The organism is Pseudomonas sp. L7 (assembly GCF_046605565.1).
GTDB lineage: Bacteria > Pseudomonadota > Gammaproteobacteria > Pseudomonadales > Pseudomonadaceae > Aquipseudomonas > Aquipseudomonas wayambapalatensis.
Map to the genome: position 1 here is coordinate 855,362 of NZ_CP176784.1, position 14,578 is coordinate 869,939.

The 14,578-nt window shown below is 64.2% G+C and carries 15 protein-coding genes; 11 read left to right on the top strand and 4 right to left on the bottom strand.

Translation table 11 applies throughout. The annotated features are described in order from the left end of the window. Positions 1-36: 36 nt before the first annotated feature. Together ACK3BK_RS04080 and ACK3BK_RS04085 are read right to left on the bottom strand one after the other, a co-directional pair. Positions 37-267 carry a PP0621 family protein gene (locus tag ACK3BK_RS04080; protein ID WP_063542822.1) on the bottom strand — a complete coding sequence of 77 codons (231 nt, stop codon included), beginning with the start codon at positions 265-267 and terminating at the stop codon, positions 37-39. A 96-nt stretch (positions 268-363) separates the two neighbouring features. Continuing rightward, positions 364-1,383 (bottom strand): outer membrane protein assembly factor BamD, encoded by a 1,020-nt coding sequence (locus ACK3BK_RS04085; protein WP_186667600.1) that lies wholly within the window; start codon positions 1,381-1,383, stop codon positions 364-366. Positions 1,384-1,530: 147 nt separating this feature from the next. Here ACK3BK_RS04085 and rluD point away from each other — a divergent pair, with 147 nt between their 5' ends. The 9 genes from rluD (at position 1,531) to ACK3BK_RS04130 (ending at position 10,850) form a co-directional block, all read left to right on the top strand. Further along, positions 1,531-2,493, top strand: coding sequence for a 23S rRNA pseudouridine(1911/1915/1917) synthase RluD (gene rluD / locus ACK3BK_RS04090; RefSeq protein ID WP_411383777.1), 963 nt, complete (start codon positions 1,531-1,533; stop codon positions 2,491-2,493). Further along, positions 2,490-3,230, top strand: a complete 741-nt coding sequence (gene pgeF / locus ACK3BK_RS04095; RefSeq protein ID WP_186709434.1) for a peptidoglycan editing factor PgeF — start codon at positions 2,490-2,492, stop codon at positions 3,228-3,230. The genes rluD and pgeF overlap by 4 nt, the downstream gene beginning before the upstream one ends. A gap of 192 nt (positions 3,231-3,422) precedes the next feature. Further along, the gene (locus ACK3BK_RS04100; protein ID WP_411383778.1) at positions 3,423-6,140 is read left to right on the top strand and encodes a LuxR C-terminal-related transcriptional regulator; all 2,718 of its coding nucleotides are present in this window, start codon (positions 3,423-3,425) and stop codon (positions 6,138-6,140) included. A gap of 155 nt (positions 6,141-6,295) precedes the next feature. Continuing rightward, a complete protein-coding gene (locus ACK3BK_RS04105; protein ID WP_186721965.1) occupies positions 6,296-7,903 on the top strand; it encodes a tetratricopeptide repeat-containing response regulator in 1,608 nt (535 codons plus the stop codon). Then, on the top strand, positions 7,900-8,592 hold the full coding sequence (locus tag ACK3BK_RS04110) for a sensor histidine kinase (RefSeq protein ID WP_288374179.1): 693 nt from the start codon (positions 7,900-7,902) through the stop codon (positions 8,590-8,592). Before ACK3BK_RS04105 ends, ACK3BK_RS04110 begins: the two co-directional genes overlap by 4 nt. Positions 8,593-8,760: 168 nt before the next feature. Continuing rightward, positions 8,761-9,015, top strand: coding sequence for an AbrB/MazE/SpoVT family DNA-binding domain-containing protein (locus ACK3BK_RS04115; protein WP_186667606.1), 255 nt, complete (start codon positions 8,761-8,763; stop codon positions 9,013-9,015). Positions 9,016-9,044: 29 nt separating this feature from the next. Next, on the top strand, positions 9,045-9,359 hold the full coding sequence (locus tag ACK3BK_RS04120) for a type II toxin-antitoxin system ChpB family toxin (protein WP_411383779.1): 315 nt from the start codon (positions 9,045-9,047) through the stop codon (positions 9,357-9,359). Positions 9,360-9,387: 28 nt separating this feature from the next. Next, positions 9,388-10,032: an MBL fold metallo-hydrolase gene (locus tag ACK3BK_RS04125; RefSeq protein WP_186667608.1), complete on the top strand. Its 645-nt coding sequence runs from the start codon at positions 9,388-9,390 to the stop codon at positions 10,030-10,032. A 95-nt stretch (positions 10,033-10,127) separates the two neighbouring features. After that, a complete protein-coding gene (locus ACK3BK_RS04130; protein ID WP_065863405.1) occupies positions 10,128-10,850 on the top strand; it encodes an OmpA family protein in 723 nt (240 codons plus the stop codon). Between the two features lie 70 nt (positions 10,851-10,920). On the opposite strand, the gene pta is transcribed toward ACK3BK_RS04130, so the two are convergent. Together pta and ACK3BK_RS04140 are read right to left on the bottom strand one after the other, a co-directional pair. Further along, positions 10,921-13,011, bottom strand: a complete 2,091-nt coding sequence (gene pta, locus ACK3BK_RS04135) for a phosphate acetyltransferase (RefSeq protein ID WP_411383780.1) — start codon at positions 13,009-13,011, stop codon at positions 10,921-10,923. 31 nt (positions 13,012-13,042) lie between these two features. Then, a complete protein-coding gene (locus tag ACK3BK_RS04140; RefSeq protein WP_186667610.1) occupies positions 13,043-13,345 on the bottom strand; it encodes a DUF3565 domain-containing protein in 303 nt (100 codons plus the stop codon). Here ACK3BK_RS04140 and ACK3BK_RS04145 point away from each other — a divergent pair. Both ACK3BK_RS04145 and ACK3BK_RS04150 read left to right on the top strand, forming a co-directional pair. Beyond that, complete coding sequence (locus tag ACK3BK_RS04145) at positions 13,344-13,829, top strand: peptidylprolyl isomerase (protein WP_054925639.1); 486 nt, start codon at positions 13,344-13,346, stop codon at positions 13,827-13,829. The genes ACK3BK_RS04140 and ACK3BK_RS04145 overlap by 2 nt on opposite strands. Before the next feature lie 143 nt (positions 13,830-13,972). Next, a complete protein-coding gene (locus tag ACK3BK_RS04150; RefSeq protein ID WP_186667611.1) occupies positions 13,973-14,455 on the top strand; it encodes a glutathione peroxidase in 483 nt (160 codons plus the stop codon). Positions 14,456-14,578: the final 123 nt, after the last annotated feature.

The following is a 14,578-nucleotide window of genomic DNA, read 5'->3' on the forward strand; positions in this document are numbered from 1 at the left end:
CCCCCTCCTGCACTGGGGGGAGCCAGTTGTCGGCAATCAGCCTTGTCGGCCAGGACCCTGCTCGAGGTGGGCCTGGCTGCAGTACCAGTCCTTGCCGAGCTTGAGCGCCCGGTCGTTGGGCAGGTGTACGCCGCAATGGGCGCAGCGCACCATGGTCAAGGGGTCTTCGAGGCGTGGCTCGGGGCGTGATTGCTGGCTGATCTTGAATTTGCGCCACAGCCAGAACGCGGCGGCGATCAGGGCGATCCAGAAGAGTAGACGAACCATGGTGTCCAGCTTGTCGTGAATGAAGAGGCCACAGTCTAGGACGCGGCCATGAAAAAAGGGAGGCCTGGGCCTCCCTTTCTGTCGTTGCGCGATCTGTCAGTCGAACAGACCGAAGGTCAGGTAGCTGAACCAGGAACGATCCTCTTCGGCTTCCTTGGGGCCAGCCGGCAGGATCGGATCGCCGTTCTCGTCCTTGGGCAGCAGGTCGGCCGGCATTTCCGAGCGGGCGTCCTTGAACTGACGGACCACGTCCTGGTTGGCGCGGGTTTCACCCGGTGGCAGCGGGGTGTCGGTCTCGATCAGGCCCAGGGTAGCCTTGGACAGCCAGGAGCGACCGTCGGACTCGCTCTGCTTGGGTACGAACTGACCGTCGACCAGGCTCGGGTGGTTCGGGTAGTTGAGCTTGAGGGTTTCCAGGCTGGTGGCGGCCAGGTCGTCCAGGTGCATTTTCTGGTAGGCCTCGGTCATCACGGCCAGGCCGTCGGCAACCGATGGCGTTTCCTGGAAGTTCTCCACCACGTAGCGGCCACGGTTGGCGGCGGCAACGTAAGCCTCGCGGCTCAGGTAGTAGTCGGCGACGTGGATTTCGTAGGAGGCCAGCAGGTTGCGCAGGTAGATCATGCGCTGCTTGGCGTCCGGGGCGTAGCGGCTGTTGGGGAAGCGGCTGGTGAGCTGGGCGAACTCGTTGTACGAGTCGCGCGCCGCGCCCGGGTCACGCTTGGTCATGTCCAGCGGCAGGAAGCGCGCCAGCAGGCCGCGGTCCTGGTCGAACGAGGTCAGGCCTTTCAGATAATAGGCGTAGTCGACGTTCGGGTGCTGCGGGTGCAGGCGGATGAAGCGTTCGGCAGCAGACTTGGCGGCCTCCGGCTCGGTGTTCTTGTAGTTGGCGTAGATCAGCTCGAGCTGGGCCTGGTCGGCGTAGCGGCCGAACGGGTAGCGCGATTCCAGGGCCTTGAGCTTGTTCACGGCACTGGTGTAGCTGTGGTTGTCCAGGTCGGCCTGCGCCTGCTGGTACAACTCGGCTTCGCTGAGGTTCTCGTCAATGACTTCCTTGTTCGAGGAACAGGCAGCAGTGAGCCCGAGGATGGCGATCAGCAGCAGGTGTTTCACTTGCATGGCGGCTTGCGTCCTTTGACGGCCGCTGTCTTGGGCGGTGCCGTCCTGTTATGATGAGCGCCCCCGGCCAACCCCGGGGCAAAAGAAGCCGTATTTAACCACAAGCACGCAGCTGAAACCAAAGGCTGTAAGCCCATCGATTCGAGCATGTCCGAGATCATTCAACTTAGTGCAGAGGTCCCGTCCGAGCTGGGCGGCCAACGCCTCGACCAGGTCGCCGCCCAATTGTTCGACGAGTACTCGCGTTCGCGCCTGACTTCGTGGATCAAGGAAGGCCGCCTGACCGTCGATGGTGCGGTGCTGCGCCCGCGCGATACCGTCCACACCGGCTCCGTTCTCGCCCTGGAGGCCGAACAGGAGGCCCAGGGTGAATGGGAGGCAGAGGAGATCGATCTGGACATCGTCTATGAAGACGACCAGATCCTGGTGATCAACAAGCCTGCCGGGCTGGTGGTCCACCCGGCTGTCGGGCATGCCAGCGGGACCCTGCTCAACGCCTTGCTGTACCATGTGCCGGACATCATCAACGTGCCGCGCGCCGGCATCGTCCACCGCCTGGACAAGGACACCACCGGTCTGATGGTGGTCGCCAAGACGCTGCAGGCGCAGACCAACCTCGTCGACCAACTGCAGAAGCGCTCGGTCAGCCGCATCTATGAATGCATCGTGGTTGGCGTGGTGACGGCCGGTGGCAAGATCGACGCACCGATCGGTCGCCACGGCGGCATGCGTCAGCGCATGGCGGTCACCGATGGCGGCAAGCCGGCGGTCAGCCACTATCGCGTGCTCAAGCGCTTCCGCTCGCACACCCATGTGCGGGTCAAGCTGGAGACCGGGCGTACCCACCAGATTCGTGTGCACATGGCCCATGTCGGTTTCCCGCTGGTGGGTGACCAGACCTACGGCGGTCGCTTCCGCATCCCGCCGGCGGCCAGCGTGGCCATGGTCGAGGCGGTCAAGCATTTCCCGCGTCAGGCCCTGCACGCGCGCTTCCTGGCGCTGGACCATCCGACGACCGGTAAGCGCATGGAGTGGAAATCGCCCTTGCCGGACGACTTCATGTGGCTGCTGTCGCTGCTCGACCAGGACCGCGAGAGCTTCATCGGATGAGCGAGCTGACGCAATCGCTGATCTTCCCCGACTGGCCGGCCCCGGCCTCGGTTCGCGCTTGCGTCACCACGCGTGAGGGCGGCGTCAGCCTGCCGCCCTACGACACCTTCAACCTGGGTGACCACGTGGGCGACGACCCGGCGGCGGTTGCCGAGAATCGCCGCCGCCTGGGCGATGAATTCGCTATCCAGCCGGCCTGGCTCAAGCAAGTCCATGGCCTGGTCGTGGCCGACGCCGATCCGGCCGTGGTGGCCGAAGCGGATGCCAGCTGGACCGACCAGCCTGGTATCGCCTGTACCGTGATGACCGCCGATTGCCTGCCCGCGCTGTTCTGCGATCGTGCCGGCACGCGTGTGGCGGCCGCCCATGCGGGCTGGCGCGGGCTGGCCGGTGGCGTGCTGGAGGCCACCCTTGATCGTCTGGCGCTGGCACCTGAACAGGTGCTGGTTTGGCTGGGCCCTGCCATCGGCCCGCAAGCGTTCGAGGTGGGCCTGGAAGTGCGCGATGCTTTCACCGCCGTGCATCCGGAGGCTGCCAGTGCCTTCGTCGCGGGCGAGCGCCCCGACAAGCTGATCGCCGACATCTATGCCCTGGCGCGTATCCGTCTGGCCGCGCGCGGCGTGACGGCCGTGTATGGCGGCGGTTTCTGCACGGTCAGCGATCCGCGTTTCTTCTCCTATCGACGCACCCCACAGGGCGGGCGTTTCGCCTCGCTGGTCTGGCTCGAACCTCGCTGAGCCTTTGCGCCCTTGCCGGGGCGGTCTGTGCTATGCCGTGCAATAGATCTCACTGATGTCCATCAGTGTTGTTGCTTTTTGTCGTAGTCTTTTCCCTCTCAAGCGTTTCGATTTTCTTCAAATGCGCCGCAATAGCCGTTAGTCTCGCAACAATCCGTACCGCCGTGATCTTCCAACCAGAACGAGTCGGCCATGACAGATTTGTCCCGTACGCATGGAGTCGCCAGCCAGGCCCTGGGTCTGCTGGACGGGCGTTTCTTCCGGCCACCGCTGCCGGACGGGCATGTGCTGCGCGCGCGCTTGTGCCAGCGTCTCGAAGCGGGTCTGGATGGGCGGCTGCTGCTGGTCAACGCACCGGCGGGGTTCGGCAAGAGTTCGCTGGCCATCGAGTTCTGCCAGCAACTGCCCAGCCACTGGCGCAGCCTCTGGTTGGGCCTGAGCCAGCGCGATGCCGACCCCGGTCGTTTCCTCGAGCGTCTGCTCGAAGGCTTGCAGCAGTTCTGCCCGGCGTTGGGTGGTCAGGCCATGGGCTTGCTGAAGATGCGCCAGCGCCATCAGCCGTTCGCCTTCGAAGAATGGCTCGACAGCCTGCTCGACGAGCTGGCGCTCTACCTGAATAGCGATACGCCGCTGCTGCTGGTGCTGGATGACTACCATCTTGCCCAGGGGCCGGTTCTCGATCGCTGCCTGCAGTTCTTCCTCAACCATTTGCCGCCGGGTCTGGCATTGCTGGTCACCAGCCGTCAGCGCCCCGACTGGCATCTGGCGCGGCTACGCCTGTCGCGCCAGTTGGCCGAACTCAACGAACAAGACTTGCGCCTGACCTCCGACGAAGCCCTCGCCGTGATTGGCCGCCAGCCCACCGGCCTGCGTGGTCAGGCGCTGGACAACCTGATCCAGCGCAGCGACGGCTGGGTCGCCGGGCTGCGTTTCTGGCAACTGGCGACCAGCGAGTCTGGCGAGGACCATGCCTTGCCCCAGGCGCTGCACGGTGGTGAAGGGTTGATCCGCGATTACCTGCTTGAAGAGGTCATCGAGATCCTGCCGGTAGAAGTCCAGGCCTTCCTCTATGACACCGCCTGCCAGGAGCGCTTCTGCATCGAACTGTGCGACGCCCTGCGCGAGCGCGAGGACAGCGCGGCCATCCTGCGTTACCTGCAGGCTCACCAGGTGTTCCTGGTGCCGCTGGATGAGCACGGTCGCTGGTTCCGGTATCACCACCTGTTCTCCGACCTGCTGCGCAGTCGCCAGGCCAGCGAGCCTTCGGCGGCGCTGCATCTGCGTGCCTGTCGCTGGTTCGAGCGCCAGGGGCTGCTCGACGAAGCGGTGGAGCAAGCCTTGCGTGCGGGTTCTCTGGATGTCGCCGCCGATCTGGTGCAGAGCCTTTCCGAAGAGCAACTGCTGGCCGAACAGAACGTCGGCATGCTGTTGCGCTGGAAGATGGACCTGCCTGACAGCCTGCTGATCAGTACGCCACGCTTGATCGTGCTGTACAGCTGGGCACTGGGCCTGGCCTGCCAGTTGGATGCTGCCGAAGAACTGGCGGCCTATCTCAGCCGTTTCCTCCCAGCGCCCTCGGCGACCGCCCAGAAATCCATGCTCGCCCAGTGGCTGGCGCTCAGCGGCGTGATCGCGCGCGGCCGCGGCGATCGCGAGCGCACCCTGGCCTACTGCGAGGAGGCCCTGCAGAGCCTGCCCTGCAAGCGCTACGGCCAGCGTCTGGTGTGCCTGTCGACGCTGTCCAACCTGGCCATTGCCGACGGTGACTTCTGGCGGGCGCGGGGCTGGAACCGTGAGGCGCTGGAGTTGGCCCAGCGTGTTGGCAATCCATTGTTCGAGGCCCTGGCCCATTACGATCGCGCCAGGGTATTGCACGCCCGCGGCGAGGTGTTGCGCGCCCTGGACGAGGTGCGTCAGGGGTTGCAGCGTCTGCAGGGGTTGTCGGGGCAGCGCCTGTACGCCGTGCGCGCCCGCTTGATTCTCTACGAAGGCTACCTGTATGCCTCGCGCCTGCAACCAGGCCAAGGGCGGGCGCGGTTGCGCGCCGGGCTGAGCGAAGCGCGGGCGTGTCGTGATATCAGCGTACTGATCGGCCACTGCGTGATCGCCTCGCTGGAGGGGCGCGACGGTCGCTTCGCCGAGGCTTTTGCGGAGCTCGCCGAGGCCGAGCGGCTGATGCACATCTGGGACGTGCCGCCGATCTTCTACCTGGCCATGATCACGCTGGTGAAGTGCGAACTCTGGCTGGCCCAGGGCCGCACCGACCTTGCCGAGTCCTGGCTGCTGCGCCTGGGGCAGACCTACGGCGGAGAGCAACCGGCCGCTGCACCGGAATTTCATCCATTGCTGCCACTGCATATCGAGCTGCAACAAGCGTTGCTGGAGCGCACCCTGGCACGACCGGAGCCCGCCGAGCAGCGCCTGCGGGCACTGGTGGCACAGGGGGAGGCCAGTGGTGGAATGATGCTGGCGGTCAGCGCGCTGTGCCAGTTGGTTGATCTGTTGCTGGCGCAGGGGCGCGAACAGGAAGCGGGCAAGTTGCTGGCCAAAGCACTCGAGGCTGCGCGTGGCGGGGCATTGCACGCTTTCCAGCGGCTGCTGGAGGAGCGCCCGATATGGTTGCGCGAGCAGCTCGCGGCAAGCCCTGCGTGCCCGGCACAGGCCGAACTGCTGGCACGCCTGCCACAAACCCAGCCTGTCAGCATGGCCAACAATGAGGCGCTCAGTGGCCGTGAGCTGGCGGTACTGGAACTGATCGCGCAAGGCTGCTCCAACCAGCAGATCAGCGAGCGCCTGTTCATCTCCCTGCATACCGTCAAGACCCACGCCAGCCATATCAACAGCAAGCTGGGCGTGGAGCGCCGCACGCAAGCAGTGGCACGGGCCAAGTCGCTGGGCCTGCTGGTCTAGAAAGCGCCTTGCAGTTAAAATGATGGCTAGTTGCCATTATCTCGTCATGCGCTGACTTCCCGGTCTCATCTTTCCCGCCGCCCGGCCGATACAGCATTCGCCGGGCCCAGTCGCCGCAGGCCTTTTTCCACTTCTTCTCAATACAGGTCGTGTTGATGCTGCAGTATGGGCAAAAAAGCTTTCTGATCGTCGACGACTTCACCGACTTTCGCACCTCGACGCGCTCCATGCTGCGCGAGTTGGGTGTGCGCGACGTGGATACCGCCGACAGCGGCGAGCAGGCCCTGCGCATGTGCGCGCAGAAGCGCTATGACTTCATCCTCCAGGACTTCCACCTGGGCGATGGCAAGAAGAATGGCCAGCAGGTGCTCGAGGACCTGCTGCTGGACAAGCTCATCAGCCATGAATGCGTGTTCATCATGGTCACGGCCGAAAGCAGCCAGTCGATTGTCCTCAGCGCCATCGAGCATGAACCGGATGCCTATCTGACCAAGCCGTTCAACCGCCTGGGCCTGGCGCAGCGCCTGGAAAAGCTGGTGCAGCGCAAGACCTTGCTCAAGCCGATTCTCCAGGCGCTGGACCGTGGGCGCCCGGCCGAGGTGCTGGCGGCCTGCGCCGAGCTGTGCAAGCAGGATCCGCGTTTCGCGCCGTTGTGCCTGCGCTACCGGGCCGATGCACTGCGCGACCTCAATCGCTTCGACGACCTGGAAAAGTTTCTCACCAACATTCTGGCCAGCCGCCCGCAGCCTTGGGTGTATGCGGCGCTGGGCAGCCTGATGCACAAGCGTGGCCAGTACGAACAGGCCCAGGGCGTCTATGAGCAGGCGCTCAAGGCCTTCCCGATCATGCCAGGGCTTTACGACGGGCTGGCTGAAGTGCTGGTGGCCAAGGGCGACAACAAGCGCGCCCAGCACATGCTCGAGGAAGCCGTGCGCCTGTCACCGCTGGCGGTGCGGCGCCAGGCGGCGCTGGGCAAGCTGGCCCTGGACAACGAAGACTACGAAGGCGCATCCAAGGCCTACCGGCACGCCGTGAGCCAGGGGCAGAGCTCGCGCTACAAGAGCGCCGAGAGCAACTTGGGCCTGGTCCAGGCGCTGATGAACAAGAACGCCGGCAATGGCCTTGATGCGCGTACGCGGGTCGAGATCAATACCGTGCTCAGCGAAGTTGCCAAGGAACACACCGAAGACCAGGGCCTGCAAGTTCGCGCCCGCCTGATGAAGGCTGCCAGCCTGCAGCAGGCCGGCGATGCGGAAACCGCGGCCAAGCTCACCGAGCAGGCCATGCAGCGTCTGGAAAAGATGGATCAGTTCTTCTCGGTCGATGCCGCGCTGACCGTGGCCAAGCAGCTCAAGGACCTGGGGCAGGAGTCGGCCGGGACTTCGATTCTCAAGGGGTGCGTGGAAACCTACGGGGATGACCCGAAAGTCATGCAGAGCGTGGCCAAGGTCACCGACGATCCGACGGTGCTCGGAGCCGTCACCGAGGCTGTCGACCTCAACCGCCAAGGGGTGCGCAGCTATCAGGGCGGCCAGTTGAACGAGGCCCTGGAGATGTTTCGCAAGGCCCTGTCGCTGCAACCGAAGAACATCAGCATTGCCCTCAATACCGCCCAGGCGCTGCTGCGTATCGGCGGCGAAAGTCCGTCGGAGTCGCTTATGCAGGAATGTCGCAACTGCCTGAACAGCGTGGCTGGCATCCCCGCCAGCGACAGCCGTTTCGACCGCTACCGCAAGCTGCACGTGCGGGTGTTCGGCGCATGAGCCGGGATGAGCAGGGGCTGGATTTCTCGACGGTGATCGCCTCCACCGTGCACGACATGAAGAACTCGCTCTCGGCGCTGATCCAGGCCCACGATCAGTGGCTGGCGCGTTTGCCCGAACAGGCCCGCAGTGGCAGCGAACAAGGGGTGATGGAGCATGAGTTCCGCCACCTCAACGGGATGCTGGTGCAATTGCTGGGGTTGTACAAGCTGGGCATCAACCAGTTGCCGATCTGCCCCGACTACCACGAGCTCGAGGATTTCGTCGAAGCCCAGTTGGCGGCGCATCAGGAAGTCATCCGCCACCGCGACGTGCTGGCGACCTGGCGCATCGACACCGAAAGCCCGCTGGGCTTCTTCGACCGCGAACTGGTCGCCTCGGTGGTCGCCAACGTACTGACCAACGCCATCCGCTATGCCGGGCATACGTTGCTGATCAGTGTCGAGGAGGAGGGCGAGCAGTTGGTGATCAGCGTCAACGATGATGGTCCCGGTTATCCACAGCGCATGCTCGAGCGACAGCAGGACTACGTGCAGGGCATCGACCAGCAGAGCGGCAGCACCGGCCTTGGCCTGTACTTCGCCGCCAGGATCGCCGCCCTGCACGAGCGCAACGGCGTACGCGGGCGGATCGAAATCGCCAACGGTGGTGCGCTGGGTGGCGGGTTGTTCAGGTTGTATTTGCCTTGACTCTGGCTGTTTGAGTGTCACTTCCCACTGCGTTGTGGGATAGCTCCTGACTTCGGTTTCATGACTTCAGAAGCAGCGCTTCAGATGACAATGTAGACACGTTGTTTCTACAAGTTACTTGCAATCATCTGGAGGGTTTCTACTATGTATCTACCTTTGGAGATACTTATGGAAGTCAAGATTCAACAATGGGGCAACAGTGCTGCCATTCGCCTGCCATCGACCATTCTCAAGCAGATGCGCCTGAGCGTGGGCTCCGTCCTCTGCCTGGATACCGCCACCGGGTCGCTGGTTTTCAAGCCCGTCCGATCAAAACCCAAGTACAAGCTTGAGGATCTGATGGCCCAGTGCGATCTCGATGCACCTGAGCCGGATGAGCTCGCGGCGTGGAACGCCATTCGTCCTGTCGGTCGTGAGGTATGAGGCGGGCGGGATTCGCCAGGGGCGATATTGTGCGAGTCGATCTTGAGCCTGTGGTCGGTCGCGAGCAGCAAGGTGCGATGCGCCAGGTGCTTGTACTGACGCCGGCTGCCTACAATACCGCGGGCCTGGCCGTGGTCGTCCCGATTACTCAAGGTGGGGATTTCACCCGGCATGCCGGGTTTGCAGTCACGCTCAGCGGGGCAGGTACGCGAACCCAGGGCGTGGTGTTGTGCAACCAGTTGCGTACGATGGATCTCGAGGCGTCTGGTGCCCGGCGTATCGAGTCTGTTCCCGACGCCGTCATCGATGATGCGCTGGCGCGCGTACAAACCTTATTCGAATGAGCGTGAAGTCGCTTGGAGCTGGACTCCCATGACCCATATCCCTGTATCGCTGATCCGCGAAACCTTCCCCGTAGGCCCCCTGCAATGCAACTGCACGCTGATCGGCGACCCGGTCAGCAAGAAGGCCATCGTCGTCGACCCCGGTGGCGACGAGCAGAAGATTCTCGCACGCCTGCAACAGCATGGCCTGACGCTGGTGAGCATCATCCATACCCACGCCCATTTCGATCATTTCCTGGCCTCCGGCAGGCTCAAGGAGCTGACCGGTGCGACCTTGCACCTGCACAAGGACGACCAGCCGCTGTGGGACAACCTGGAGATGCAGTGCCAGATGTTCGGTGTGCCCTACACGCCCGTCCCTTCCCCCGACCGCTGGCTCGCCGATGACGAGGCGCTGGCCTGCGGCTGTGGCGTGGCGCTGCACACACCCGGGCATACGCCGGGCTCGATGAGTTTCTGGTTTGCCGAACACAAGCTGCTGATCGCCGGCGACACTCTGTTCCGGCGTGGCGTGGGGCGCACCGATTTGTGGGGGGGCGATCAACGAGCTATCGTTCGTTCCATCAAGGAGCGGCTGTACCGCCTAGATGAAGAGGCGATCGTGGTGACCGGCCATGGTCCGGACACTCGCCTCGGCGAAGAGATGCGTGAAAACCCGTTCGTGCGGGCGTGAAGTTTCATGGAATTTTTCCGCGTCGCTGCAATCCAAGGCTGGCACTGATCCGTATACGATCCGCTGCACTTTCGAATTTCACCAGGAGCTTGTCCATGTTCACCATGCGTCGTCTGATTATCGTCGCTACCGCTGCTGCCCTGATGACCGGCTGTGCCGGCCAGAACCCCTACGACAACCAGGGCCAGGCGCAGGGCGGCTCCACAGGGATGAGCAAGACTGCCAAGTACGGTGGCCTGGGTGCACTGGCCGGTGCCATCGCCGGTGCGGCCATCGATCACAACAACCGTGGCAAGGGTGCGCTGATCGGCGCTGCTGCGGTAGGCGCCGCTGCCGCCGGTTATGGCTACTATGCCGACAAGCAGGAAGCCGAACTGCGCGCGCAGATGGCCAACACCGGTGTCGAAGTGCAGCGCCAGGGCGACCAGATCAAGCTGATCATGCCAGGTAACATCACCTTCGCTACCGATTCGGCGAACATCGCCCCAAGCTTCTACTCGCCGCTGAACAACCTCGCCAGCTCGTTCAAGCAGTTCAACCAGAACACCATCGAAGTGGTCGGCTTCACCGACAGCACCGGCAGCCGCCAGCACAACATGGACCTGTCGCAGCGTCGCGCGCAGGCCGTCAGCACCTACCTGACCTCGCAGGGCGTCGATGCGTCACGGGTGTCGGTTCGTGGCATGGGCCCGGACCAGCCGATCGCCAGCAACGCCGATGCCAATGGCCGGGCGCAGAACCGTCGCGTCGAGGTTAACCTGAAGCCGATCCCTGGCCAGCAGTATGACCAGCAGGGCACCGTTCAGCAGTATCCCTGACCTGTAACGCAGCCGCTTTGCGGCCCTGTCGCGGGACAAGTCGGTACGCCGGCTTGTCCCGCGATGCGTTTCAGCGCACGTGACTGGCCTGGATCGCCGTCAATGCGATGGTGTGCACGATATCGTCCACCTGCGCACCGCGCGGCAAGTTGTTCACTGGCTTGCGCAGCCCCTGCAGCATCGGCCCCAGGCTTACGCAGTCGGCACTGCGTTGCACTGCCTTGTGCGTGGTGTTGCCGGTGTTCAGGTCCGGGAACACGAACACCGTGGCGCGACCCGCTACCTGGCTGTGCGGTGCCAACTGCCGGGCAATCTCCGGGTTGGCTGCGGCGTCGTACTGCAACGGCCCGTCGATCAGCAGATCATGTTCGGCCTGCTGCGCCAGGCGCGTGGCTTCGCGCACCTTTTCCACTTCCTCGTCACTGGCCGCCGAGTCGCTCGAATAACTGAGCATCGCCACACGCGGTGCAATCCCGAAAGCCTGCGCCGATTCGGCGCTTTGCCGTGCGATTTCCGCCAGCTCCACGGCGCTGGGGTGCGGGTTCATGATGCAGTCGCCGTACACCAGCACCTGCTCGGGGAACAGCATGAAGAACACCGACGACACCAGGCTGCAGTCTGGCGCGGTCTTGATCAGTTGCAGGGCCGGGCGGATGGTGTTGGCGGTGGAGTGCACCAACCCTGAAACCAGGCCGTCGACCTCATCCAGCGCCAGCATCATGGTGCCGATCACCACTGGATCCTCCAGCTGCTGCTCGGCCATCGGGGCGTTGAGGTTGCGGCTCTTGCGCAGCTCGACCATCGGCTCGACGTAGCGTGCGCGAATGAGCTCGGGGTCGAGGATTTCCAGGTCGGCGGGCAGGGTGATGCCCTGAGCGCGGGCCACCGCCTCGACTTCCTCGGGCTTGGCCAGCAATACGCAGCGGGCGATGCCACGCGCCTGGCAGATGGCGGCGGCCTGCACCAGCAACGGTTCGGCGCCCTCGGGCAGGACGATGCGCTTGTTGGCCTGCTGCGCGCGTTGGATCAGTTGATAGCGGAACACCGCTGGCGACAGGCGCATCTCTCGCGGCGTACCGCAACGCTGGTGCAACCAGTGGGCGTCGAGGTGGCTGGCGACGAAGTCGGTGATGAACTCGGCGCGCTCGCGGTCGTCCACCGGGATCTCGCGGTTCAGCGAGTTGAGCTGGTTGGCGGTGTCGTACGAGCCGGTGCTCACCGAAAGGATCGGCAGGCCGGCCTGCAGGGCGCCGCGGCACAGTTCGAGGATGCGCGGGTCAGGCTTGCTGTCGCTGGTCAGCAGCAGTCCGGCCAGCGGAACGCCGTTGATCGCTGCCAGGCTCACGGCGAGGATGATGTCGTCGCGATCCCCGGGCGTCACCACCAGGGTGCCCGGCTTGAGCAGCGGCACGGTGTTGGCCACGGTGCGCGCGCAGATGATGATCTTGTTCATCCGCCGCTGTTCGTAGTCGCCGGCATTGAGCACCTGGGCGCCGAGCAGCTCGGCCACATCGCGGGTGCGCGGGGCGTTGAGGTCGGCCTGGTAAGGGATGCAGCCGAGCAGGCGGAAGTCGTTGCCGCGCAGCAGTGGCGAATGCTCGCGCAGGCGCGTGGCGAAATCGGCCATGCTTTCGTCGGTACGGACCTTGTTGAGAATGACCCCGAGGACTTTCGGGTCGCGTGGGCCACCGAACAGTTGGGCCTGCAGTTCGACCCGCCCGGACAGTTCGCTGAGCACCTCGTTCTCCGGTGCCGAGACCAGGATCACCTCGGCGTCCAGGCTCTTGGCCAGGTGCAGGTTGACCCGCGCCGCATAGCTGGCATGACGGGTCGGCACCATGCCCTCGACCACCACCACGTCGTTGCCGACGCAGGCTTGCTGGTACAGGCGGATGATTTCTTCGAGCAGTTCGTCGAGTTGGCCATCGCCCAGCATGCGCTCGACCTGGGCCAGGCTCAGCGGCGTGGGTGGCTTGATGCCGTGGGTGCGTGCGACCAGCTCGCTGGAGCGCTCAGGGCCGGTATCGCCGGGATGCGGCTGGGCGATCGGCTTGAAGAAACCGACTTTCAGGCCGCCGCGCTCGAGGGCGCGTACCAGGCCGAGGCTGATGGAGGTCAGGCCGACACCAAAGTCGGTCGGCGCGATGAAAAATGTCTGCATGCGTGCTTCTCGGAATAAGCGGTGCAAGGGATCAACGGCCAAGGGTAGCGCTATCGGCCCCCTGCGCGCACCAGCCGCAGGCAAAAGCCTGGCCGATGCGCCGGGTGCGCTCGTGCGCATCGAGCACCCAGGGGCGTGCCTGCCACGGCGGCTGGTGGCGCAGGTGCTGGGTATGGCCGCAGGACAGCTCGACCACCCATTGGCCTTCCTCGTCCTGGTGAAAGCCGATGATCCGACTGATGGGCCGTTCGCCACCCGCCGCGCGTTCGCAATCGGGCGAGGCCTTGGTTACACTTGTGCGCTCTACATTCTTTTGCAAAAGGTCTTGCCCCATGCTGATCGCCGCCAACAAGGCAGTCTCCATCGACTATACCCTGACCAACGACGCCGGGGAGACCATCGACAGCTCCGCCGGTGGCGCGCCACTGGTTTACCTGCACGGTGCCGCCAACATCATCCCGGGCCTGGAAAAAGCCCTGGAAGGCAAGCAGGCCGGCGACGAACTGACCGTTGCCATCGAGCCGGAAGACGCCTACGGCGAGTACCTGGCCGAGCTGGTCAGCACCCTGAACCGCAGCATGTTCGAAGGTGTCGACCAACTGGAAGTCGGCATGCAGTTCCACGCTTCGGCGCCGGACGGCCAGATGCAGATCGTCACCATCCGCGACATCGACGGCGACGACGTGACCGTCGACGGCAACCACCCTCTGGCAGGTCAGCGCCTGAACTTCCAGGTCAAGGTGGTCAACGTGCGTGACGCCAGCGAAGAAGAAATCGCTCACCGTCACATCCACGGTGAAGGTGGCCATCACCACTGATTTCTCAGCTAAGCTCTGAGAGTCGTCAGGCGCTCGAGCAAGCCGACCTACCCTCTGCGGGCGGGTACACGGCTTGATCGCGCGCCTTTTTAGTGGGCGCAATTCGCCCCAGCGGCAACCGGCAACCTGAGAGGGGAATCAAGATGAGTGCATTTCACGATCTGACGCTCAAGGCGCTGAACGGCCAGGACCTGCCCCTGGCACCGTTCAAGGGTAAGGTGCTGCTGGTGGTCAATGTCGCCTCCAAGTGCGGCCTGACGCCTCAGTACGCGTCGCTGGAGAAGCTGCACCAGCAGTTCAAGGGCCAGGGCTTCAGTGTGCTCGGCCTGCCGTGCAATCAGTTCGCCGGCCAGGAGCCAGGGAGCGAAGACGAGATCCAGAAGTTCTGCAGCCTGAACTATGGCGTCAGCTTCCCCTTGAGCGCCAAGCTCGAGGTCAACGGGCCTGAGCGTCATTCGCTGTACCGCCTGCTGGCAGGCGAGGGCGCGGAGTTTCCCGGCGATATCACCTGGAATTTCGAGAAGTTCCTGGTGGGCAAGGACGGCCGCGTCCTGGCGAGGTTTGCGCCCCGCACTGCGCCGGACGATCCGACGGTGGTTCAGGCGGTCGAGAAGGCACTGGCCTGATGCATGCTGGAGCGGCGAACCGCCGCTCAGTTTTCCCACAGGTGCAGGAGCAAGCTGCGCCATATCGTGCTCAATCACCCAAATCAATAATGCTGTGCCCGCCACTCGGCTGGCTCTAAGCTC